This window comes from Micromonospora sp. BRA006-A, from assembly GCF_033433935.1.
Classification (GTDB): domain Bacteria; phylum Actinomycetota; class Actinomycetes; order Mycobacteriales; family Micromonosporaceae; genus Micromonospora; species Micromonospora aurantiaca.
The window spans coordinates 5,021,872-5,042,788 of the sequence record NZ_JANCLW010000001.1 but is presented as its reverse complement, the minus strand read 5'-3'; the positions used below and the strand labels follow the sequence as shown (position 1 = coordinate 5,042,788).

General features: G+C 72.8%; 24 protein-coding genes and 1 other RNA gene. 18 read left to right on the top strand and 7 right to left on the bottom strand.

The genetic code is table 11. The annotated features are described in order from the left end of the window. Positions 1-3 precede the first annotated feature (3 nt). Complete coding sequence (locus NMK34_RS22760) at positions 4-729, top strand: FAD:protein FMN transferase (protein WP_318335125.1); 726 nt, start codon at positions 4-6, stop codon at positions 727-729. Between the two features lie 627 nt (positions 730-1,356). Here the strand turns inward: NMK34_RS22760 and NMK34_RS22755 are convergent. After that, positions 1,357-2,028 (bottom strand): bifunctional DNA primase/polymerase, encoded by a 672-nt coding sequence (locus NMK34_RS22755; RefSeq protein ID WP_318335124.1) that lies wholly within the window; start codon positions 2,026-2,028, stop codon positions 1,357-1,359. Positions 2,029-2,279: 251 nt separating this feature from the next. Between NMK34_RS22755 and NMK34_RS22750 the strand changes: the two genes are divergently transcribed. The 7 genes from NMK34_RS22750 (at position 2,280) to mctP (ending at position 8,947) form a co-directional block, all read left to right on the top strand. Continuing rightward, positions 2,280-3,509: a helix-turn-helix domain-containing protein gene (locus tag NMK34_RS22750; RefSeq protein WP_135241423.1), complete on the top strand. Its 1,230-nt coding sequence runs from the start codon at positions 2,280-2,282 to the stop codon at positions 3,507-3,509. After that, positions 3,506-4,087 (top strand): flavoprotein, encoded by a 582-nt coding sequence (locus NMK34_RS22745; RefSeq protein ID WP_282310753.1) that lies wholly within the window; start codon positions 3,506-3,508, stop codon positions 4,085-4,087. The genes NMK34_RS22750 and NMK34_RS22745 overlap by 4 nt, the downstream gene beginning before the upstream one ends. Before the next feature lie 115 nt (positions 4,088-4,202). Beyond that, positions 4,203-5,039 carry a Nif3-like dinuclear metal center hexameric protein gene (locus NMK34_RS22740; protein WP_318336403.1) on the top strand — a complete coding sequence of 279 codons (837 nt, stop codon included), beginning with the start codon at positions 4,203-4,205 and terminating at the stop codon, positions 5,037-5,039. Further along, complete coding sequence (locus tag NMK34_RS22735) at positions 5,029-5,766, top strand: zinc ribbon domain-containing protein (RefSeq protein ID WP_318335123.1); 738 nt, start codon at positions 5,029-5,031, stop codon at positions 5,764-5,766. The genes NMK34_RS22740 and NMK34_RS22735 overlap by 11 nt, the downstream gene beginning before the upstream one ends. A 5-nt stretch (positions 5,767-5,771) precedes the next feature. Beyond that, the gene (locus NMK34_RS22730; RefSeq protein ID WP_318335122.1) at positions 5,772-6,926 is read left to right on the top strand and encodes a bifunctional RNase H/acid phosphatase; all 1,155 of its coding nucleotides are present in this window, start codon (positions 5,772-5,774) and stop codon (positions 6,924-6,926) included. Between the two features lie 126 nt (positions 6,927-7,052). Beyond that, positions 7,053-7,295: a DUF3311 domain-containing protein gene (locus NMK34_RS22725; protein ID WP_216928447.1), complete on the top strand. Its 243-nt coding sequence runs from the start codon at positions 7,053-7,055 to the stop codon at positions 7,293-7,295. Continuing rightward, entirely contained in the window at positions 7,295-8,947 is a 1,653-nt protein-coding gene (mctP, locus tag NMK34_RS22720; protein ID WP_318335121.1) for a monocarboxylate uptake permease MctP, read from the top strand. The genes NMK34_RS22725 and mctP overlap by 1 nt, the downstream gene beginning before the upstream one ends. Positions 8,948-9,002: 55 nt before the next feature. Here mctP and NMK34_RS22715 read toward each other — a convergent pair whose 3' ends face one another. Next, positions 9,003-9,470 (bottom strand): MarR family winged helix-turn-helix transcriptional regulator, encoded by a 468-nt coding sequence (locus NMK34_RS22715; RefSeq protein WP_318335120.1) that lies wholly within the window; start codon positions 9,468-9,470, stop codon positions 9,003-9,005. Positions 9,471-9,526: 56 nt separating this feature from the next. On the opposite strand from NMK34_RS22715, the gene NMK34_RS22710 reads away from it, so the two are divergent. Then, the gene (locus NMK34_RS22710) at positions 9,527-10,750 is read left to right on the top strand and encodes an MFS transporter (protein ID WP_318335119.1); all 1,224 of its coding nucleotides are present in this window, start codon (positions 9,527-9,529) and stop codon (positions 10,748-10,750) included. A gap of 24 nt (positions 10,751-10,774) precedes the next feature. On the opposite strand, the gene NMK34_RS22705 is transcribed toward NMK34_RS22710, so the two are convergent. Next, positions 10,775-11,536, bottom strand: coding sequence for a sulfite exporter TauE/SafE family protein (locus NMK34_RS22705; protein ID WP_318335118.1), 762 nt, complete (start codon positions 11,534-11,536; stop codon positions 10,775-10,777). Positions 11,537-11,709: 173 nt separating this feature from the next. On the opposite strand from NMK34_RS22705, the gene rnpB reads away from it, so the two are divergent. After that, positions 11,710-12,118, top strand: an RNA gene (gene rnpB / locus NMK34_RS22700) — RNase P RNA component class A. A gap of 142 nt (positions 12,119-12,260) precedes the next feature. Here rnpB and NMK34_RS22695 read toward each other — a convergent pair. After that, positions 12,261-12,665: an ADP-ribosylation/crystallin J1 gene (locus tag NMK34_RS22695; RefSeq protein WP_318335117.1), complete on the bottom strand. Its 405-nt coding sequence runs from the start codon at positions 12,663-12,665 to the stop codon at positions 12,261-12,263. Between the two features lie 127 nt (positions 12,666-12,792). On the opposite strand from NMK34_RS22695, the gene NMK34_RS22690 reads away from it, so the two are divergent. The 4 genes from NMK34_RS22690 to NMK34_RS22675 all read left to right on the top strand — a co-directional run bounded on the left by NMK34_RS22690 (position 12,793) and on the right by NMK34_RS22675 (position 15,143). Further along, complete coding sequence (locus NMK34_RS22690; protein WP_318335116.1) at positions 12,793-13,131, top strand: immunity 51 family protein; 339 nt, start codon at positions 12,793-12,795, stop codon at positions 13,129-13,131. Positions 13,132-13,219: 88 nt separating this feature from the next. Further along, positions 13,220-13,624 carry a DUF6331 family protein gene (locus NMK34_RS22685; RefSeq protein ID WP_318335115.1) on the top strand — a complete coding sequence of 135 codons (405 nt, stop codon included), beginning with the start codon at positions 13,220-13,222 and terminating at the stop codon, positions 13,622-13,624. 7 nt (positions 13,625-13,631) lie between these two features. Further along, entirely contained in the window at positions 13,632-14,027 is a 396-nt protein-coding gene (locus NMK34_RS22680; RefSeq protein WP_318335114.1) for a VOC family protein, read from the top strand. Between the two features lie 159 nt (positions 14,028-14,186). Beyond that, a complete protein-coding gene (locus NMK34_RS22675) occupies positions 14,187-15,143 on the top strand; it encodes a threonine/serine dehydratase (protein ID WP_318335113.1) in 957 nt (318 codons plus the stop codon). A 133-nt stretch (positions 15,144-15,276) separates the two neighbouring features. Here the strand turns inward: NMK34_RS22675 and NMK34_RS22670 are convergent, their stop codons facing one another. Both NMK34_RS22670 and NMK34_RS22665 read right to left on the bottom strand, forming a co-directional pair. Further along, positions 15,277-15,762, bottom strand: a complete 486-nt coding sequence (locus NMK34_RS22670; RefSeq protein ID WP_318335112.1) for a roadblock/LC7 domain-containing protein — start codon at positions 15,760-15,762, stop codon at positions 15,277-15,279. After that, positions 15,759-16,130 (bottom strand): hypothetical protein, encoded by a 372-nt coding sequence (locus tag NMK34_RS22665; protein ID WP_013287772.1) that lies wholly within the window; start codon positions 16,128-16,130, stop codon positions 15,759-15,761. Before NMK34_RS22665 ends, NMK34_RS22670 begins: the two co-directional genes overlap by 4 nt. Positions 16,131-16,370: 240 nt before the next feature. On the opposite strand from NMK34_RS22665, the gene NMK34_RS22660 reads away from it, so the two are divergent. After that, on the top strand, positions 16,371-16,697 hold the full coding sequence (locus NMK34_RS22660) for a PadR family transcriptional regulator (RefSeq protein ID WP_318335111.1): 327 nt from the start codon (positions 16,371-16,373) through the stop codon (positions 16,695-16,697). A gap of 233 nt (positions 16,698-16,930) precedes the next feature. Here the strand turns inward: NMK34_RS22660 and NMK34_RS22655 are convergent, their stop codons facing one another. Then, positions 16,931-18,205, bottom strand: coding sequence for a M48 family metallopeptidase (locus NMK34_RS22655; protein WP_318335110.1), 1,275 nt, complete (start codon positions 18,203-18,205; stop codon positions 16,931-16,933). Between the two features lie 182 nt (positions 18,206-18,387). Between NMK34_RS22655 and NMK34_RS22650 the strand changes: the two genes are divergently transcribed. The 3 genes from NMK34_RS22650 (at position 18,388) to NMK34_RS22640 (ending at position 20,866) form a co-directional block, all read left to right on the top strand. Further along, on the top strand, positions 18,388-18,591 hold the full coding sequence (locus NMK34_RS22650; protein WP_030273123.1) for a hypothetical protein: 204 nt from the start codon (positions 18,388-18,390) through the stop codon (positions 18,589-18,591). Positions 18,592-18,668: 77 nt separating this feature from the next. After that, positions 18,669-19,367, top strand: coding sequence for a histone (locus tag NMK34_RS22645; protein WP_318335109.1), 699 nt, complete (start codon positions 18,669-18,671; stop codon positions 19,365-19,367). Between the two features lie 62 nt (positions 19,368-19,429). Continuing rightward, positions 19,430-20,866: an RNB domain-containing ribonuclease gene (locus tag NMK34_RS22640; RefSeq protein WP_318335108.1), complete on the top strand. Its 1,437-nt coding sequence runs from the start codon at positions 19,430-19,432 to the stop codon at positions 20,864-20,866. Positions 20,867-20,917 lie beyond the last annotated feature (51 nt).

Below are 20,917 nucleotides of genomic sequence, written 5' to 3'. Positions count from 1 at the left end.
ATCATGGGTACGGCGATCAGCCTCGACCTGGCCGACGACCTGCCCTTGGACACCCTGCACGAACTGGCCGGGGAGACGTTCGGCTGGCTGCGCGAGGTGGACGCGCGGTTCAGCACGTACCGGGACGACAGCGAGGTGTGCCGGCTGGACCGGGGCGAACTGCGGGCCGCCGACGCCTCCGCCGACCTGCGGGCCGTGCTGGCTGCCTGCGCCGACCTGTGGACCGCCACCGACGGGTTCTTCGACGCGTACACGAACGGGCGTCTCGATCCGTCCGGTTACGTGAAGGGCTGGGCGGCGCAGGTCGCCTCGGACCGGCTGGTCGCCGCCGGCGCACCGAACCACTGTGTGAACGCGGGCGGCGACGTGCGGGTACGCGGCCACGACGCGACAGGCGAGCCGTGGCGGGTCGGGGTGCGGCATCCGTGGGACGCCGCGGCGATCTGTCTGGTGCTGACCGGCACCGACCTGGCGGTCGCCACCTCGGGCGTATACGAGCGCGGCCACCACGTGCTGGATCCGCGCCGGGGCGTACCGGCGGCGGGTTTGCGCTCGGTGACGGTGGTGGGCCCCGACCTGGGTGTGGCCGACGCGTATGCGACAGCGGCTGTGGCGATGGGCGAGCCGGGCCTGGCCTGGCTGGACCGCCTACCGTCCCCCTGGCAGCACGCCGTGGTGACGGACGACGCTCACCAGCACCACTCCCGCACCCTGCCCACCCTGCCCTGACCTGCCCGCCGCCCGGCCGCCCTCCGTCCGCCCCTGCACCGTCGATCATGAAGTTGGCGGCACCGCCGCCCGGCGTGTCGCACCGCCAACTTCATGATCAACGGTGCGTCGGCCCAGGCGCGGTCGGTGCCCCGGCTGCGCTCCGGCGCCGGCCCGGCCCGCGTCCGGCCCGCGCTCGGCCGCCCTCGGTGCGGTGATCAAGGAGTTTGTGTCCTCCAGAGGGTGCTGGGCGGACGCAAACTCCTTGATCAACGGCGGTAGCGGGGTGGGGGAGGGGAGGGAAGCAGGGATGGGTGGGTCAGCGGAGGGGGCGGTGGAGGATGGCGGGGCGGGAGCCGGTGGGGCGAGGACGGCCGGGGCGCACGCCCAGCGGTCGGGTGAAGGCCCACGGGTGCAGGCGGCGGCGGGGCCGCGCCGGCTCGGTACCGCCGGTGTGGCGGGCAGCGTCGTCCCTGGACATGGTCAAACCCCCGCTCTGGCGCGGACGCGCCCTCGCCAGGAACAACGAGCCCGGTGCCGGGGAGGTCGCTGTCGGCCACCCGTCCGGGTCACCGGACCCGCTGTGACCAGGGAGAACGCTCGGTGTCGGAGCACGCGTTGCGGCAGCACCGGCCGGGTGCTCGGAGGTCAGCGGCCGCGGCGGGGCAGCGGGAGATGGCCGGGGAACAGGTCGGCGCCGAGCGTCACCCCGGCCGCGCGTAACGCGGCGATCAGCGCGTTCTGCACCAGGTACGAGTCGGGTAGCTGCCACCGGGCCTGCTCCGGGGCGACCACCCAGCGCACCGTCCCCTCGGGCAGCCGGGTCGGCGGCGCCGGGATCCACGAGCCGGGTCCGTGGCGTACCACGTGGAAGCAGTGCTCCAACTCGGGCCGCAGCGGGTCGCCGGGGCGGACCAGGAACATCCAGCGGCCGGTCGGGGTGACCAGCGCGGGCCCGCGTACGCCGAACCCGGCGGGATGGGTGGCGACCGCGTCCAGGACCTGCCGGCCGAGGTGGGCGGCGACCTCCAGGACGTCGAAGGCGCGGCCGGTGGGCAGCAGGATGCCGTGCGGGCGGCTGCGCCACCAGGTGGCCACCCGGGCCGGGTCGGCGCTGGCGGCGTGCTCCCAGTCCTCCAGTGCCGGGTGGCAGCCCACTGTGGGACAGCCGGCCCGGCCGCACACGAAGCGACTGTTCGCCAGGCAGGCGCCGGGGGTGACCGGCCAGCCGTGCAGCGCGTACCGCACCGCGACGCGGCGCAGCCGGACCCGTTCCAGCGGCGAGAGGTGAGCGACGCGCGGTCGGACGTTCCTCCACATGTCTGTCGTCCCCTCTGGTCCCGCCGAACCGTCCACAAGACCGAACCATCCACAAGACCGAACCGTCCACAAGCCACACGTCGAAAGCCGTCACTGCCGTAACCCACGCTCGTTGAGGTGACTAACGGTCGGTGCAACTTGCACGAAAACTACGAGAACTGGCTGGACGGTGGACGCACAACCTGTGCGATCGGCGCGAGCCTGAGGGACGTGGGGGGACCGGCCGGCGCCGTGAGGGGGAGGGAGCGGGAATGGACGAACTGCCCATAGGCCGGCGGGTGGCGTACTGGCGGAGCCGCCGCAAGATGTCCCAGCAGGTCTTCGCCGACCGGCTCGGCAAGTCCAAGAGCTGGGTGGACAAGGTGGAGCGCGGCGTCCGCCGGCTGGACAAGTTCTCCGTGCTCTACGAGATCGCCGACATCCTTCAGATCGACGTGCAGTTGCTGCACGGCAAGGATCCGGAACGGCGTACCGACGCGCTCAACTGCATCGACCAGGTCGAGGTGGAGGAGATCCGTACCGCCCTGGAGCGGTACGACTCGATGAGCGCCTACTTCGACGCGGCGCCCTACCCCCCGCCGCTGGCCGACATGCGCAAGGCCGTGAACCACGCCTGGCTCACCTACCAGTACGGCCGCTACGGCATGCTCACCCGCGCGCTGCCGAAGCTGCTGCGCGACGCCCAGGCGGCGGACGCCGGCTACGCCGCCGGCGACCAGGTACGCGAGGCTGCCCACCTGCTCGGGCAGGTCTACCAGATCGCCTCCTCGGTGCTGCGCAAGCTCGGCGAGTGCGACCTCGCCTGGCTCGCCGCCGACCGGTCGATGGCGGTGGCCCAGCGCGCCGACGACCCGCTGCTGGCCGGCATCGCCACCACGCGCGTCTGCAACGCGCTCGTCGCGATGGGCCGCCCCCGCCCGGCGCTGGAGCTGAACGTCCGCATCGCGGGCCGGCTCGCGCCCGGCGGCGACAACGACGTCCGGCCGGAACGGCTCTCGGTGTACGGGATGCTGCTGCTCCAGGGCGCGATGGCCGCCGCCCGGATCGGTGACTCGGCGACAGTGGACGACCTGCTCGCGGGCGCCGGCGAGGCGGCCACCATGCTCGGCGGCGACCACAACCACTACTGGACCTCGTTCGGCCCGACCAACCTGGAGCTGCACCGCGCGGCGGCGGCGGTCGAACTGGGTGACGGCGGCCGGGCGGTGGAGACCCACATGCGGCTGGCCGAGCCCGCGTTCAACGCGCTGCTGCCGGAGCGGCGCGCGCACCACCTGCTCGATCTGGCCCGGGGCTACTCCCAGATCGGTGACGTCGCCAACGCCGGAGACATGCTGCTGCGCGGTGACCGGCTCGCGCCGTCGGAGATCCGGTGCCGGCCGATAGCGCACGAATTGATGTCCGAGATTCTCCGTCGCACACGTGGTGCGCCGCCTCCGCCGATCGCGGAGTTGGCTGAGCACATGGGAGTCGGAGTATGAGCGGTCCGGAGACCGCCAACGGGCACCGGCGGGTGCTCTACGTCATCGCCTGCGGTTCGCCGCTGGCCCGTCACGTCGGCCGGCTGGTCGACCTCGCCCAGCGGGAGGACTGGACGGTCTGCGTGGTCACCACACCGGACGGCGCGAAGTTCGTCGACCGGACGGAGCTGGCCCGGCAGACCGGCCACCCGGTGCGTACGCACTACAAGAACCCGGGTGACCCGGACGTGCTGCCCCCGGCCGACGCGATGCTGGTGTGCCCGGCCACCGTCAACACGATCAACAAGTGGGCGGTCGGCATCACCGACACCCTGGCGCTCGGGCTGCTGGTCGAGGCGCAGGGGATGGGGGTGCCGATCGCCGCCGTCCCGTACACGAACGAGGCGATGGCCGCGCACCCGGCGTTCCGGGCCAGCCTCGACCGGCTCGGGCAGTGGGGCGTCCGGGTGGTGTTCGGCGACCACGTCGTACGCCTGCATCCTCCCGGAACGGGGGACCGGCGCGCGGACGCCTTCCCCTGGGACGCCGGCCTGGCCGCCCTGCGCGGCGCGGACCGGCCGGTCGCCCCGGTCGGCTGAGAGGCGCGATGGGCGCGGCCCTCGGCGGATGCCGGGGGCCGCGCCCGGCGGCGCTCGGCGTGTACCGGCGCGGACGCCGGTAAGCTGGCCGCCCGTGAGGACAACCGTCGCCGACGTGGTGGCCGCGCTGGACCGCCGTTATCCGCCCACCTGGGCCGAGGAGTGGGACCGGGTCGGCCTGGTGCTGGGCGAGCCCGACCACCCGGTACGCCGGGTCGCCTGCGTGGTGGACGTGGTCCCGGAGACCGTGGACGAGGCGCTCGACGCCGGCGCGGACATGATCGTCGCGCACCACCCGCTGCTGCTGCGCGGCGTCTCCTCGGTGGCCGCCACCACGTACAAGGGCCGGATCGTGCACCGGTTGATCAAGGCGGACGTCGCGCTGCACGTGGCGCACACCAACGCTGACGTGGCCGATCCGGGGGTGTCCGACGCGCTCGCCGCCCGGTTCGGGCTGACCGGGCTGCGCCCGCTGCACCCGCCCCGCCCCGGCTCGCCCGCCGCCGGGCCCGGCCGGGGCATCGGCCGCATCGGTGAACTGCCCGCCCCGATGACGCTCGCCGAGCTGACCCGGCTGGCCGCCGCCGTGCTCCCGGTCACCGCCTGGGGAGTTCGCGCCGCCGGGGATCCCGGGCGTATGGTTCGTACCCTCGCCGTCAGCGGCGGCTCGGGGGACGGCTTCCTCGCCGAGGCGACCGCGGCCGGGGTGGACGCGTTCCTCACCGCGGACCTGCGCCACCACCCGGCCGGGGAACACCTCGCCGCCGGTGGCCCGGCGCTGCTGGACGCCGCCCACTGGGCGACGGAGCGACCCTGGCTGGACGACCTGGCCGCCTACCTGGCCGCCGAGCTGGACGTCGAGACCGTGGTGTCCGACCTGGACACCGACCCGTGGACCGTGCACGCCGCCGCGCCCCGGCCGGACGACAAGGAGCCCCGACGTGAAGGCTGACCCGAAGGTGCAGCGCCGCCTGCTCGACCTCCAGGCGATCGACACCGCGCTGGCCCAGCTCGCGCATCGCCGCCGCACCCTGCCGGAGCGTGCCGAGCTGGAGGCCCTGGCGCGTGAGCTGTCCGCGCTGGAGGACGAGCGGGTCCGCGCCCAGGTGGCAGTCGACGACCTGGATCGGGACATCGCCCGGATCGAGAAGGACGTCGACCAGGTGCGGGCGCGTAAGAGCAAGGACGAGGCCCGGCTCGCCTCGGGCAGCGGCCCGGCCCGCGAGCTGGAGGCGATCCAGCACGAGCTGGTCTCGCTGAACCGCCGGCAGAGCGATCTGGAGGACGCCGAGCTGGAGCTGATGGAGCAGCGGGAGACCGCGCAGGGCGTGCTCGACGGCATCGAGAGCCGGCTCGCCGAGGCCCGCGAGCGCCGCGCCGCGACCGAGCAGCGCCGCGACGACACCCTGGCGGAGATCGCCAAGGAGGAGGAGTTCAAGCGCACCTCCCGCCAGCCGCTCGCCGGTGACCTCCCGTCGGACCTGGTCGGCCTCTACGACAAGATCCGCGAGGACACCGGCCTGGGTGCCGCGCTGCTGACCGGTGGCCGCTGCGGCGGCTGCCGGCTGGAGCTGTCCGGTGCCGACCTGGCCCGGATCCGCAAGGCCGACCCGGACGACGTGGTGCGCTGTGAGGAGTGCCGGCGGATCATGGTCCGGACCAACGAGTCGGGCCTGTAACCGCCGTGGCGGTGCGTGCGGTCGTGATCGAGGCCGACGGCGGCTCCCGGGGCAACCCCGGTCCGGCCGGATACGGCGCTGTGGTCCGGGATCCGGAGACCGGTGAGGTGCTGGCCGAGCGGTCCGAGTCGATCGGTACGGCGACGAACAACGTGGCCGAGTACCGGGGCCTGATCGCCGGGCTGGAGGCCGCCGCCGAGCTGGGCGCGGCCGAGGTCGAGGCGCGGATGGACTCCAAGCTGGTGGTCGAGCAGATGTGCGGCCGCTGGCAGATCAAGCACCCCGGGCTGCGTCCGCTCGCCGCCCAGGCGGCCGGGCTGGTCAGCCGTTTCGCCGCCGTACGGTTCACCTGGGTGCCCCGGGAGCGCAACCGGCACGCCGACGCCCTGGCCAACGCGGCGATGGACGCCGCCGCGTCGGGCGCGGCGCCGACGGCCGCCCCCGTCAAGGCCGAGGCGCGGGAGGCGGCGGTCGTGCGGGCCACCGGCACCGACCCGGCCACCACGCCCGCCTCCTGGGAGCCGCGCCCGACCGAGGAGGCCACCCGGCTGATCCTGGTGCGGCACGGCGAGACCGAACGCACCGTGCAGAAGCGCTACTCCGGCCGGGGCGACGTGCCGCTCACCGCGCGCGGCCGGGCCCAGGCCCGGGCCACCGCCGCCCGGGTGGCCGCGCTGGCCCCGTCCGTCGCGGCAGTGGTCAGTTCCCCGCTGTCGAGGTGTACGGCCACCGCCGAGGCGGTCGCCGCGCAGGCCGGCAACCCGCCGGTACGCACCGACGACGACCTGATCGAGTGCGACTTCGGGGTCTGGGAGGGGCACACGTTCGCCGAGGTACGCGAGGGCTGGGCGGCCGAACTGGACGCCTGGCTCGCCTCGACCCGGGTCGCCCCGCCGCGGGGCGAGTCGTTCGTGACTGTGGCCGAGCGGACCGGGCGGGCCGTCGACCGGCTGCGGTCGGCGTACCCGGGGGAGACGGTCGTGGTGGTCTCCCACGTCTCGCCGATCAAGCTGGTGCTGCGCGACGCGCTCGCCGCCGGCGACGCGTTCCTGCACCGGCTCTACCTGGACACGGCGGGTATCTCGGTGCTGGACCTGTACCCGGACGGCGGCGTCGCGGTCCGCTCGGTGAACGACACCTCGCACCTCACGGACGTCTGACGGCCGCTCGGCGCATGCCGGCGGCCGTTCGGCGCATCGACATCACCCGATCGGACGTGACCCCCGTCACAGGGTCGTAGCCTCCGGCCGTCACATGGCCCGCTACGAATGCCCGGAGGGTGTCACATGTCCGAACCGGAACCGGAGGCGCTCGACACGGCGCGATCCAGGGCGAAGGACAAGAGTCCCTGGAACTGGTTGCTCTTCATCCCGATCGTGGTGCCGCTGATCCCGGCACTGTTCAACGCCGACTCGCCCCGGCTGTTCGGCTTCCCGCGCTTCTACTGGCTGCAACTGGTCTGGATCCTGCTCGGCGTCGGCACCACCACGCTGGTCTACCAGATGACCAAGAAGCGGGGTGACCACTGATGTGGCGGGACCACCTCACCGAGATCATCGTCTTCACGCTGCTGTTCCTGCTGGTCAGCGCCATGGGTTTCGTGGCGGCCCGATGGCGCAGACCGACGGACATGGCCCACCTGGACGAGTGGGGGCTGGGCGGGCGCAGCTTCGGCGGCTGGATCACCTGGTTCCTGGTCGGCGGTGACCTCTACACCGCGTACACGTTCGTGGCGGTCCCGGCGCTGATCTTCGGCGCCGGCGCGGCGGGCTTCTTCGCGGTGCCGTACACGATCGTCATCTACCCGCTGGTGTTCCTCGTGCTGTGCCGGCTCTGGTCGGTCTCGCACCGGCACGGGTTCGTCACCCCCGCCGACTTCGTCCGCAACCGGTTCGGCTCGCCGATCCTGGCGCTGCTGGTCGCGATCACCGGAATCGTCGCCACCATGCCGTACATCGCGCTGCAACTGGTCGGCATCGAGGCGGTGCTCAAGACCATGGGCGTCACCGGCGACAGCGCGCTGGCCCGGCACCTGCCGATCATCATCGCGTTCGCCATCCTGGCCGCGTACACGTACCAGTCCGGGCTGCGGGCCCCGGCGCTGATCGCGTTCGTCAAGGACTCGCTGATCTACATCGTGATCCTGGTCGCGGTGATCTGGCTGCCGTACAAACTCGGCGGGTGGGGCGCCATCTTCGACGCGGCCGACGCGAAGTTCCAGGCGTCACCCGCGCCCGGCGACGGCATCCTGCTCAACCAGAACAACCAGATCCAGTACGTGACGCTGGCGTTCGGTTCGGCGCTGGCGCTGTTCCTCTACCCGCACAGCATCACCGGCGTGCTGGCCAGCCGGAACCGCGACGTGATCAAGCGGAACATGTCCGCGCTGCCCGCGTACAGCCTGCTGCTGGGGTTGATCGCGCTGCTCGGCTACATGGCCATCGCGGCGAACGTGAAGCCGCTGCCCGGCGCGAAGGAGGGCACGACGGACGGCAACACCGTGGTGCCGCTGCTGTTCGATCAGCAGTTCCCGGACTGGTTCGCCGGGGTGGCGTACGCCGCCATCGGCATCGGCGCACTGGTCCCCGCGGCGATCATGTCGATCGCGGCGGCGAACCTGTTCACCCGCAACATCTACAAGGAGTACCTGAAGCGGGACGCCACCCCCGCGCAGGAGGCGAACGTCTCGAAGATCACCTCGCTGGTGGTGAAGGTCGGCGCGGTGGCCTGCATCGTCTTCCTCGACCCGCAGTTCTCCATCGACCTCCAGCTCATCGGCGGCGTGATCATCCTCCAGACGCTGCCGGCGGTGGCGCTGGGCCTCTACACCCGCTGGTTCCACAGGGGCGCGCTGATCGCCGGCTGGGCGGCCGGCATGGGCCTGGGCATGTGGATGCTCTACCAGATCGGCAACCCGGCGACCGGGAAGAAGCACTTCGCCGGTTCGGCGTTCCCGCTGGAGAAGTTCGGCTTCGACACGCCGAAGACCATCTACGTGGGCATCGTGGCGGTGCTGGTGAACCTGGCGGTGGCCGCGCTGCTCACGCTGGTGCTGCGCGCCGCGAAGGTGGCTGACGGACCGGACGGCACCACGCCGGACGACTACTTCGCCGACGAGGGCGACCCGCGCGTCACCGCCTCCGCCGATCGCGGCGACTCCGCACGGGAACCGGTGGCGTGAAAGGAAGGGCCCCTTATTAACGCATTCTGCATAATAAGGGGCCCTTCCTAACACCTCAGCGGCGGCGGTTGCGCGCGTCGAGCGCCTCGTTGAGGCGGTGCAACATCTCCGCCAGCGTCTCCCGGTCCGCCTCGGGCCAGGCGGCGAGGATGTCGCCGTACAGCCGGGTGCGGGCCGCCCGGACGGCGGCCATCCGCTGGAGCCCGGCCGCGGTCGCGGAGATCACCGTGCCGCGCCCGTCGGCCGGGTCGGGGGTACGGGAGATCAGCCCGTCGCGCTGGAGCGCGGAGACCTGCCGGGTGACGGTCGAGCCGTCCAGGTTCAGCCGCGCGGCGAGCGCCGAGACGTTCTGCGGGCCGGCCGCGTCCAGGTGGCGCAGGATCACGTACGCGGCGCGGTCCAGCAGCCGGTGCTCCATCGTGCCGGTGCCCCGGCGAGTGGCCTCGCCCAGGCGCATCAGCAGCGCCACCTCGGTTTCGATCCGGCCGAGGGTGACCTCGGCGGCGTGGACGTCCTCGCTCATAGCTGTATGATACAAGGAAAATGCCTGTACGATACAGCTATCTGGGAGGTTGCGGAGTGGATCGCCGATCCGAGCCCAACCGCAGTGCCATCTACGCCACCACCCTCGTGGCGTTCCTCGCCATCGCCGGCATCGCCGTCGTCGACCCGATCCTGCCCGCCATCGGCGAGGCCATCGGCGTCACCGCCTGGCAGGTCGAGCTGCTCTTCACCGCGTACATCGCGGTCATGGCCGTCGGCATGATCCCGGCGACGCTCGCCAGCGGGCGGTTCGGGTTCAAGCCGGTGCTCGTCACCGGCGTCTCCGTCGTCGGCCTGGCCGCGATCCTCGCCTCGTTCAGCAACGACATCGTGCAGCTCTCCGTGCTGCGCGGCGTCTGGGGCCTCGGCAACGCGATGTTCTTCGCCACCGCCATGGTGGTCCTGGTCAACCTGGCGAACGACAGGGAATGGGTGGTCGGCCTCTTCGAGACCGCCCTCGGGCTCGGCTTCGCGGTCGGCCCGCTGATCGGCGGCCTGCTCGGCGAGGTCAGCTGGCGGCTGCCGTTCTTCGTCTGCGGCGTGTTCATGGTGCTGGCGCTCGGCGTCGCCGCCCGCAAGCTGCGCGAACCGGCGAACAAGCAACAGCCGGTACGCCTCGGCCAGATCTTCGCCACCTACCGCAGACCCGCGTTCGTGACGCTGTGCGTGGTCACCGCCGCGTACAACTTCGTCTTCTTCGTCGTGCTCGGCTACACGCCGCTGTTCCTGCGCCTCGACGTCATCCCGCTGGGCCTGGCGTTCACCGGCTGGGGCCTCGGCCTGGCCGCCGGCATCCTGCTGATCGGGCACCGGCTCGCCCACCGCATCGGCGCGGTACAGACAGTCGGCGTCGCCCTGCTCGGCCTGCTGGTCTGCATGGTCCTGTTCGCCACCTCCATCGGCACCGCCATGTCGCTCGTCGTCCTCGTCATCGCCGGCCTGTTCATGGGCCTCGCCAACGCCAACCTGACCGACCTGGCGCTCGGGCTCGGCTCCGCCGACCGGCGCGTCGCCACCGGCGCGTTCAACCTGGTCCGCTGGGGCGCCGCCGCGCCCGCGCCGATCATCTCCGGCAAGCTGGCCGAGCACAGCCTCGCGCTGCCGTTCTGGGTCGGCTTCGGAGTGCTCGCCGCCGGCGTGCTCGCGTACCTCGCGTTCGGTCATCTGATGGCGGCCGGCTACGGCGAACGGGTCATCTGGAACCGGGCGGCCCGCCGCGCCGAGCACGCCCCGGAGGAGCCGGTGGGGGAGGCCTACTGACGGGTCCGGTCCTGCCGGGCGGGGTCAGGTCAGCGCGCGGCACAGCAGGTAGAAGCCGATGGCGGTGCCGAACACCACGATGATCGTCTTCAACACCACCTGCGGAAGCCGGCGGGCCAGCCGCGCCCCCGCGTACCCACCGAACAGGGTGGCCGGCGCGACCACCGCGACGGCCGCCCAGTTCACCGGACCGAACAGGGCGAACACCACCAGCGTGGTCAGCCCCACCACGGCCGAGAGCAGGTTCTTCACCGCCGACACCCGGGCCAGCGTCGCGTCGAGCACCAGCGCCAACCCGGCCACCAGCATCACCCCGAGGGCCGCGCCGAAGTAGCCTCCGTACACAGTGCCGAGCGCGACCATGGTCTGTACCGTGACGGTACGACGGCGCGCGCCCAGCCGTTCCGGATGGCCGACCAGCCGGCGCAGCGGACCCTGAAACGCGAGTACGGCGGTCGCACCCAGCACCAGGAACGGCACCACCAGCTCGAACGCGCGCGCCGGAGTCGCCAGCAGCAGTACGCACCCGGCGATCGTGCCGACCACGGCGGTGGGCAGCAGCGACCACAGCTCCCGCCCGCGCGGCAGGTCCACCCGGCTGCCCGCCACGCTCGCCACGTACCCCGGGAAGACCGACACCGAGTTCGAGACGTTCGCCGCCACCGGCGGCAGGCCGGTGGCGATCATCGCCGGGAACGTGATCAGTGAGCCCCCACCGGCCACCGCGTTTACAGTGCCCGCGGCGAGACCGGCGGCGAGCAGGAGCGCGGCGTCGGAGAGATCCATGGTCCCCCGAGGCTAGTCGGTCGGGCGGGCGAGCGCGCATCGCGCCAGTTCGGGGAAGTGGCGGTGTCCCGGGCCGGTTGATGCCGCCACCTCCCCGAAATGGCGGGCGAGCCCTGGTGGCCGGGGTGGAAATGGGCGCGGTGGGTGCGTCGTTAGGATGAGGGTGCGACGGACGAGTCGACCGGGCGGTCGCGTCGACGGGCTCCGGCCCGTCGCCGAGGAACGTCCGGACTCCACAGGGCAGGGTGGTTGCTAACGGCAACCCGGGGTGACCCGCGGGACAGTGCCACAGAAAACAGACCGCCGGCCCGTCACGGGACGGTAAGGGTGAAACGGTGGGGTAAGAGCCCACCAGCACCCCGGGTGACCGGGGTGGCTCGGTAAACCCCACCCGGAGCAAGGCCAAGAAAGGGCCGTCACCGCAAGATGACGGCCCGCGCAGACGCTTGAGGGCTGCCCGCCCGATGTCTGCGGGTAGGCCGCTGGAGCCTGCCGGCAACGGCAGGCCGAGATGGATGGCCGCCGCCGGTGCGCCTACGGGCGTGCCGGGCACAGAATCCGGCGTACAGGTCGACTCGTCCGTCGCCCACCAGCTCAGAGACCCGATCAAGGCTCTGAGCTGGTTCTATGTTCGGGTGTCGATGGTCATCGGATGATCCCGGCGACGTGCGGCCGGTTGGGCTGGACGACGCCGCGCGAAGGTGCCGTCTGAACCGGTCACCCGCTACCGGAATTCGTGGATGACCTCGATCGAACCGACGATGTGCGCGTTGAACTCGTCGAGTTCCTCGGCTGCAACCCACAGCATCGGAGCGGCGGATCCGCCGAAGGACCGTGTCGAGTAACGGCCCAGGAAACCTGTCTCGACGTGGAAGCGGGCCACGTAGCGCACGGGTCCGAACAGGTTCCAGTCTTGGGCAGCCCTGATGGCGAAGTCCTCGTCGAGCATCGGGAAGAAGTGAGTTTGCTCCGGCGGGAGTGGCGGCCACCTGTGACCCCCTGCCTCGCGGACGAGACCGAGTTCCTGCTGTCCCAGGGGGCGCCACAGCACTGTCGTGACGTCGCTGCTCACGTCGCTCCCGCTGTCGTGGTCGGTCGTGGTGCCGGACAGTCCCGCCGGATCGAACATCGCCGCACCTCGTGCCCGTTGAGTGTGAGGTTTGCAGATGACCGCGCCGCCTGGAGGAGCGGAACTGAACGCGTGACGGAGACTTCCTGATCTTGCCACGACCGCCGACCACTGTCAGGCTTCGAAGATGACCTTGCTCAGGCTGATCGAGACCACTCCCGGACAGTATTCGCTGCTGCTGGATGCCGGGACCACTCCAGTCGACGGTGTGATCGGGGAGCTCGGTCACGAGCCCAACGGGTACTTCTGGGCAGGCGTCGCGGAGGTTCTCCTCCGCACCGAGGCCCCGGCGCTCGAAGGCCGATTCGCCTATGACCCCGAGGCCGGCATGTTCTGCGCCTACGGCACCGATCGAGGCGCGCTGCAGGAACTGGAGGCCTTGATGAACGCGGTCGCCACCGACGGTGAACGCATGCGACGGCTGGTCGACGACGCCGCAGCGCGCGGGTTCGAGTTCGACGACTGACAGCTGACGCCGGCGGTTGACGAGGGAGACGTAGCGCTCCACCCGATGTCCACCCGTCACTGTCGGCGGTTTCAGGGGAGGAGAGGCGATGGCGGACGTGTCGGTCGAAGTGCCCTCGCCCCTGCGTACGTGCATCGCCTTCTGCGAGGTCGAGTGCGTTGTCGGGTGCTGCGGGATCGATGCCGTCTCCACGGACCCCGACCTGATCGAGGACTGGTGCCACCAGGTGGGCTCGGCCGCGGTGGTCGAAGCCCGGCTTCAGCTCATCGAGCTGATCGAGGTGGTCGAGGACCGCTCCCGTTGCGTCACGTCGGACTTCCTGAACCACCGCACGCATGACGAGGCCGCGCGGCGTGAGTTGCTGGACTTCCTGGCCGCGCTCGCCGCGGGACTGGCTGCCGGCGATGCGTCCGTGAGCGGCGCCGACACCTGGCGAGCCGGTGGCCGGCCCCGGGAGCGGCCGGGCACCCGGGGCGATCAGGACTTGCGATGATCCGGTGATGACCTCCTACGTGTCCCACACCACCGTGGACTGTGCCGACGCCTTCGCCCTGTCCCGCTGGTGGGCATCCGTCCTCGACTACCGCGAGGATCCGGACGACCCGAACGAGCCGGGCCACGAGGAGTGCATGATCTCGTCGCGGGACGGGCGGCACCGCCTGCTGTTCATCGAGGTGCCGGACGCCAAGCAGGTCAAGAACCGCGTCCACCTCGATCTGCGCCCGGTCGAGGGCACGCGCGACGAGGAGTTGGCCCGGCTGACCGGGCTGGGCGCGGCAGTGGTGGCCGACCGGCGTGAGAGCGACGGCACCGGCTGGGTGGTGCTCGCGGACCCGGAGGGCAACGAGTTCTGCATCCTCCGCAGCGACGCCGAGGTAGCCGCCACGCGCTCGTGAAGGCCGTCCCCACCCCATCGATCTTGGAGTTCTGGCGCCCGGAAAGCCCCTTTCACGCGCTTCGCGAGGTGCCACAACTCCAAGATCGACATGGGCGGGCGCCGGAGTGCCCGGGCACGGGCGGCGAGGGCGCGAGGGCTGGTGTGGCACGCTGCGGTGGTGATCGAGCTTGCGGACATCCAGGCGGCCGCCGACCGGATCGCCGACGTCGTCGTGCACACCCCGACCGTGCCCAGCCCCGGACTGACCGAGCTGCTCGGCGTACCGGTGACCGCCAAGCTGGAGCTGCTGCAACGTACCGGATCGTTCAAGGCCCGTGGTGCGGCGGCGAAGCTGCTCGCGCTCGACGACGCGGAGCGGGCGGCCGGGGTGGTGGCGGTCAGCGGCGGCAACCACGGCATCGCGGTCGCGGTGATGGCCGGGGCGCTCGGGGTGGCGGCGACGGTGGTGATGCCCCGCACGGCACCCGCCCGCGCGGTCGAGGTGGCCCGTGCGGCCGGCGCGGACGTCCGGCTGACCGAGGACATGGCCGGCGCGTTCGCGCTGATGAACCGGCTGCGGGACGAGGGCGTGACGCTGCTGCACCCGTTCGACGACCCGATCGTGCTGGCCGGGCAGGGCACCGTCGGGCTGGAACTGGCCGACGACGCCGGTGAGCTGACCGATGTGCTGGTCAGCATCGGCGGGGGCGCGCTGATCTCGGGTGTGGCGGCGGCGCTGCGGGCGCGCCGGCCGGGAGTACGCGTCTGGGGCGTGGAGACCGAGGGTGCGCAGGCGATGTCGCAGGCGCTGGCGAAGGGCGGCCCGGTCGAGGTACCGCTGTCGTCGATCGTCACCACGCTCAGCGCGCCGAGTGTCTCGCAGCTCACCTACGACCATGTGACCGCACTGGTCAGCGACGTCCTCGTGGTCTCCGACGCCGAGGCGGTACGGGGCACGCGGGAGCTGGCCGAGCACGCCAAGGTGTGGGCCGAGCCTGCCGCCGGGTGCCTGCTGCCCGCCGCCCGCCGGGTGGTCGAGCGGGTGGGCGCCGATGCCCGGATCGGGCTGGTGGTCTGCGGCGGCAACGCCACAGTCGCCGACGTGACCTCGTGGGCCGGCCGCTTCGGCCTCTGACCCGCCGCCCCGCGACCGCCGCGCCAAGCGCGCGACCGCACCCCGCAACCGCGGCGCCACACGAACGGCAGAACCCGGGGGTACGCCGGCCGCCTCCGGTCCGGACGGGTGGGACCGGGACGACCGGCGTACGTCAGGACGTGGCCGGGCTGACGCCGTCGAGGAGCTCGGCGAGCCGGCCCGCGGTGGTCGGGGCGTGCAGGTGCAGCCGCGCCACGTTGATGCTGTCCGTGCCGATCACGGCGAGCAGCGCCTGCCCGTTGATGGCGTACACGCTGAGGTAGCCGCCCGCGTTGCGCACCGTGGACTGCTGGAAGTCGCCCTGTCCGAGCCGCGACCCGACCTGGCGGCCGAGCCCGTACATGGTGGCGGACAGCGCGGCCAGGTCGTCCGGGTCGGCGCCGTTCTGCAGGTTGTGCGTGACGAGCAGGCCGTCGACGCCGCCGAGGACGCATCCGTGCACGCCGGGGATCTGCAGCCGCAGGGCGGAGAGTTCCTGGGCGATGGCCGGGTACGGCAGCGCCGGGTTGCCGGCCAGCGACTGTGGAAGCGCCCGGGGTGGCGGCAGGGTGCCGGTCTCAGGGCGCGTACGGCGGGGGAGGTCGTCCACCCGGCTCACAGTTCCAGGCTCTCCTCGATCGTGCGCAGTTGGTGTCTGGCCATTGCGAGGTTGGCCCGGCTCTTGCTCACCATCAGGTAGAGGAACAGGCCCTTGCCGGTGCGGTTGCTCAGCGGGCGGATCAGGTGGTACTGACTGCCGAGCGTGATCAGGATGTCCTCGATCTCGTCGTCGAGCTTGAGCATCTCGATGGTGCGCAGCTTGGCGCGTACGACGTCGGTGTTGCCGGCGGCGGCGACGGTCAGGTCGATCTCGCCGGTGCCCCCGGCGACGCCGAGGGTCATGCCACTGGTGTAGTCGACGAGCGCGGCCCCGATCGCGCCGTCGATGTTCATCGCGTTCTTCAGCGCGATGTCAAGGTTGCCCACGTTTTTCTCTCCCCAGCTCGGGCCGCTGTCCGCCGGAGCGGGCGGGCAGCGGATTCGGTCCGTCGAGGCTCGCATATGGAGCCGCGGCCTGCACCCGGGCCGCTGGTGATCCACCTGAGCGGTCCCCGCCGGATCGGCCACCGGTCCCGCCGAAGGGACCGCGCCGTCCCATTGCCGATCACCGTTTGTCCTGCTACGACGATGCATCCACTCTATGTAGAGTTCCGATAGAGTGGGTCCGTGCGACTGACGATCCCGGTGGCGAAGGTGCTCTCGGCGCTGCTCGCCGAGCCCGAGGCGCCGCGCTACGGCCTCGACCTGATGCGGCTCACCGGCCTGCCCAGCGGGACGCTCTACCCGGTGCTGCGACGCCTCGAGGAAGCGGGCTGGCTCGCCGCCGACTGGGAGGACGTCGACCCGGTCGCCGCCGGCCGCCCGGTCCGCCGCTACCACCGCCTCACCGGCGAGGGCATCCGGTCGGCCCGGCTGGCGCTGGCCGAGCTGCGTGCCCTCGTACCCTCCGATCGTGCCGGCGGCGCGGACCCGGCCGGGGCGCCGGCGTGGTGACCCGGCGGCTGGGGCGTACCGCAGGGTGTTGCTGCTCGCGCCGCCGGCCTGCGTCGCGGTCCTCGTGGTCGCGGCGGCGGTGACGGGCGTGGCCCACGCGTCATCACCGACCGGGTGCTCGTCGAGCCGATGTTCCACCTGGCCGGCACGCCCTGGCGTACGCGATCGCGGCGGCCCGCCCGGCGCCCGCCGCCGTACCCGGTCCGGAGCCCGTCCCGGCACCCGCCTGAGCGTCAGGCGTTCCAGCTCAGCGCCCGCCCGGCCCGCTCGTAGTGCCGGGCCAGCTCGGCGTCGATCCGCGCGGCCCGCGCCTCGGTGAGCGTCACCGCCGGGTCCTGCCAGGGCCGCGCGCCGAGCATCCGGTGCCGCAGACCGGTCGGCGGGTGGGCGGCGAACAGCGAGGCGTCCTCCCGGACGGTGAGCTGCCGTTCCAGCGACAGCCGCTGCGCCGCGGCGTCCAGCGCGCGTCCCGTCTCCACCCGCCAGGTGTCCGGCCCGTGGCCGCCGCGTACCGCGTTGCGCACGGCGGTGGCCACCGACTCGGTCCGCAGCGTCGTGTCCAGCAGCCGGGTCGCGCCCGCCGTGCCGCCGGCGCGGGCGGCCATCTCGTCGGCCAGGTACTCGGCCCGCTGGCTCTCCCGCAGCGCGGTCGCGACCAGCACCACGTGCCCGGCGAACAGCAGCCGCGACAGCGTCCAGGACGCCAGGTGCCCGAGCCACTCGCCGACCATCACCAGCAGCCCGCCGCCGTCGGACCCACCCCGGGGCCGGAACAGGTCGGCGGCGTTGCCGAGCATGGTCAGCGCCGGCTGGGTCACCGGCCCCCGGCGGACGTCGCCGTTGACGAAGTGGCCCAGCTCGTGGCCCAGCAGCGCGACCCGCGCCGGTCCGTCCAGCGCGCCCCACAGCGGCAGCCCGAGGCCGAGTACGCGCCGCCGGCGCAGCCCCACCGCCGTGGCGTACGCGTTGATGGCGCCGTCGACGCCGATCACGTGCGGCATCGGCGCGCCCACCGCCGTGGCCACCTCCCGGACCAGGGCGTGCAGCTCCGGCGCCTCCCGCTCGGTGAGCACGTCCAGGTTCCGGTCGAGCCGGCCGAAACGCGGCCGCAACGCCACCGCGAGCGCGATGAGCGCCACGCCGCCGACCACCGCGAGGTTCGGAAAGGGGTACGCGAACAGCAACCACACCCCGGCCACCGCGATCCCGGCCACGCCGAGCAGGAGCAGCACCGAGACGCCGGTGACCAGAAAGCCGGTGAACCCCTGCCCGGTCGGCTCCAGCGAACGGCCGAGCAGCGCGGCGTACTGCCGGCGGGTGAGCCGCGCGGCGAGCCGGTGGGTCCGCCGGTCGACCCAGGACCAGCCGAACTCGGGCGGCTGGCGGCGTGCGTCGTAGGTGTCGAGGTTCCAGTCGCAGCCGGCGCACCAGGGCAACGCCCCGTCCAGCGACACCGGCGTCGCGCCGCATCGCGGACAGGCCCCCGTGCCCGTCGTCGTGGTGATCACGAGCGCCGATCCTGTCCGTTCCCCACCGGCGCCGGTACCGGCCGTTCGGACGAGTGCGGGCATCTCCGGGTCTTCCGCCGTTCCCCGCCACAACCGTCCCGGCCAGGTCTAATGTGGAGAAGGCCGTGACTATTTGTGCCGTTCCGGTGGCGGCCGGGCGGTTCCCGGTGCACAGTGATCGCATGAGCGACGACGGAAGTGGTGGGCACTACTACTGGTGCACGCGACACCACCGGGTCGAGACCGATGCCGACGTGTGCCCCGCCAAGCACGTTCTCGGACCGTACGCCTCAGCCGCCGACGCGGACAACGCCCTGCAGACAGTGCGGGAGCGTAACGACGCGTGGGACGCCGAGGACGCCCGTTGGGCCGGGGAGGGCCGCTAGACGGCGCGGGAGGGCCCGCGTCGAGGTGATCCGTGCTCCGCGAGGGCGAGAGCACGTCCCCAGGAAAGGGAACCGAGATGGCCGAAGCACAGCAGGCCACCCGCCCGGCCGCGAAACGGACGACCGCGAAGAGGACCGCCGCGGGCAGGACGACGACGGTCACCAAGGCGTCGCCGAACGCCTCGGGCGCCGGCGCCGGACGGACACCGGCGAAGAAGGCGGCGGCCAAGAAGGCGGCCGCAAGGAAGGTCGTGTCGGCGGCGCGCAAGGCGCCGGCCACCAAGACCACCACCAGCAGGACGACGGCGAAGAAGACCGCGGCCCGTACGGCGCCGGCCGGCCGGGCCACCGCCACGACCGCGCCGGCGAAGAAGACCACCGCGAAGAAGACGACAGCCGTCAAGAAGACGGCGGCGGCCAAGAAGACCACCGCGGCCAAGAAGACCACGACGGCCCGGACCACCGCCACCGCGAAGAAGGCGCCGGCCCGTAAGACGGCGGCGGCGAAGAAGACCACCGGCGCGCGGAAGGTCACCTCGGCGGCGAAGAAGACCACCGCCGCGGCGAAGAAGGCGCCCGCGAAGAAGACCACCGCCTCGACGCGTCCCACGGCGCGCAAGGCGGCGGCGAAGAAGGCGCCTGCCCGCAAGACCACCACCGCGCGCAAGACCACCACGGCGGCGAAGAAGACCACCGCCGCGAAGAAGGCGCCGGCCCGCAAGAGCACCGCCGCCAAGAGCACCACCGCACGCAAGGCGCCGGCCCGCCGCGCCTGACGCCGCGGACACCGCTCCCTCCCGGGGAGCGGAACGTGCGGGGCGCTGTCAGGATTGACGGCGTGGTGATCCGACGCGTACTGGCGCCCCGTATCGACTTCGGCGCGCTGCGCCGCGAGCTGGGACTGCCCGAGAGCTTCCCGGCCGCGGCGCAGCGCGAGGCCGACCTGGCGGCCGCCGCGCCGCCGCCCGCAGTCGCCGACCGGACCGACATCCCGTTCGTCACCGTCGACCCGGCGACCTCGCGCGACCTCGACCAGGCCATGCACCTCACCCGCCGTCCCGGCGGCGGCTACCGCGTCCGGTACGCGATCGCTGACGTCCTGACCCACGTACGCCTCGGCGGTGACCTGGAGGCCGAGACGTGGCGCCGAGGGCAGACGGTCTACCTGCCCGACGGCAACGTGCCGCTGCACCCGCACACGCTCAGCGAGGGTGCGGCGAGCCTGCTGCCCGACGCCGACCGGGCGGCCGTGCTCTGGACCGTCGACCTGGACGCCGACGGCGGCACCGTCGCGGTCACCCTGGAGCGTGCGCTGGTGCGCAGCCGGGCCAAGCTCGACTACGGTGGCGTGCAGCGCGACGCCGACGCCGGCCGGCTGCCCGAGCCGATCGCCCTGCTGCCCGAGATCGGGGCGCTGCTCACCGCGCGGGGCCTGAGCCGGGGCGCGATCAACCTGCCGCTGCCGGAGCAGGACGTCGAGCCCGACGGCGACGGGTGGCGGCTGGTGCTGCGCGGCCCCGGCGCGATGGAGGAGCACAACGCGCAGATCTCGCTGCTGACCGGGATGGCCGCGGCGGACATCATGCTGGCCGGCCGGATCGGGCTGCTGCGCACCATGCCCCGTCCCCGCCCGGAGGCGGTCGAGCGGCTGCGGCTCGCCGCCGGACCGCTCGGCGTGCCCTGGCCGGACGGCACCCCGGTGGGTCAGGTGCTCGACGGGCTGGACACCTCCCAGCCCCGGGTGGCCGCCTTCGTCGACCAGGCCGCCGAGTTGATGCGCGGCGCCGCGTACACCGCGTTCGACGGTGAGCTGCCCGAGCAGCCCGAGCACGGCGGGGTGGCGGCCGCGTACGCGCACGTCACGGCGCCGCTGCGCCGGCTGGCCGACCGCTACGCCACCGAGGTCTGCCTCGCGCTGCACGAGGGCCGCGAGGTGCCCGAGCAGGTCCGGGCCGCGCTGCCGAAGCTGCCCGAGGTGATGGCCACGACCGACCGCACCGCGGGCGCCGCCACCCGGGGCGCCGTGGAACTGGCCGAGGCGGTGCTGCTCGCGCACCGGGTGGGGGAGACGTTCGAGGCGGCCGTGCTCGACGTGGACGAACCGCGCCCGGCGGGCAACGGCCGCCCCGGCCGCCCGCCCGGCGGCACGATCGCGCTCGACGAGCCGCCGGTGCGCGCCCGCTGCGCCGGGGAGCTTCCGCTGGGCGAACGCGTCCGGGTACGCCTCACCGCCGCCGACCCGGCCCAGCGCCGGGTCGCCTTCGAACGGGCGTGACCAGCGCGGCGATTGTCACAGCATCGGGATGCACCGCTCGCGGCCCCGCTT

Excerpts from the sequence above, each read along its gene's own strand:
- mctP (WP_318335121.1), top strand. The coding sequence starts at position 7,295 with ATGTGGCGGGACCACCTCACCGAGATCATCGTCTTCACGCTGCTGTTC.
- NMK34_RS22690 (WP_318335116.1), top strand. The coding sequence starts at position 12,793 with ATGACCTTGCTCAGGCTGATCGAGACCACTCCCGGACAGTATTCGCTG.
- NMK34_RS22695 (WP_318335117.1), bottom strand. The coding sequence starts at position 12,665 with ATGTTCGATCCGGCGGGACTGTCCGGCACCACGACCGACCACGACAGC.
- NMK34_RS22650 (WP_030273123.1), top strand. The coding sequence starts at position 18,388 with ATGAGCGACGACGGAAGTGGTGGGCACTACTACTGGTGCACGCGACAC.
- NMK34_RS22725 (WP_216928447.1), top strand. The coding sequence starts at position 7,053 with ATGTCCGAACCGGAACCGGAGGCGCTCGACACGGCGCGATCCAGGGCG.
- NMK34_RS22685 (WP_318335115.1), top strand. The coding sequence starts at position 13,220 with ATGGCGGACGTGTCGGTCGAAGTGCCCTCGCCCCTGCGTACGTGCATC.
- NMK34_RS22750 (WP_135241423.1), top strand. The coding sequence starts at position 2,280 with ATGGACGAACTGCCCATAGGCCGGCGGGTGGCGTACTGGCGGAGCCGC.
- NMK34_RS22680 (WP_318335114.1), top strand. The coding sequence starts at position 13,632 with ATGACCTCCTACGTGTCCCACACCACCGTGGACTGTGCCGACGCCTTC.
- NMK34_RS22645 (WP_318335109.1), top strand. The coding sequence starts at position 18,669 with ATGGCCGAAGCACAGCAGGCCACCCGCCCGGCCGCGAAACGGACGACC.
- NMK34_RS22705 (WP_318335118.1), bottom strand. The coding sequence starts at position 11,536 with ATGGATCTCTCCGACGCCGCGCTCCTGCTCGCCGCCGGTCTCGCCGCG.
- NMK34_RS22755 (WP_318335124.1), bottom strand. The coding sequence starts at position 2,028 with ATGTGGAGGAACGTCCGACCGCGCGTCGCTCACCTCTCGCCGCTGGAA.
- NMK34_RS22715 (WP_318335120.1), bottom strand. The coding sequence starts at position 9,470 with ATGAGCGAGGACGTCCACGCCGCCGAGGTCACCCTCGGCCGGATCGAA.
- NMK34_RS22745 (WP_282310753.1), top strand. The coding sequence starts at position 3,506 with ATGAGCGGTCCGGAGACCGCCAACGGGCACCGGCGGGTGCTCTACGTC.
- NMK34_RS22760 (WP_318335125.1), top strand. The coding sequence starts at position 4 with ATGGGTACGGCGATCAGCCTCGACCTGGCCGACGACCTGCCCTTGGAC.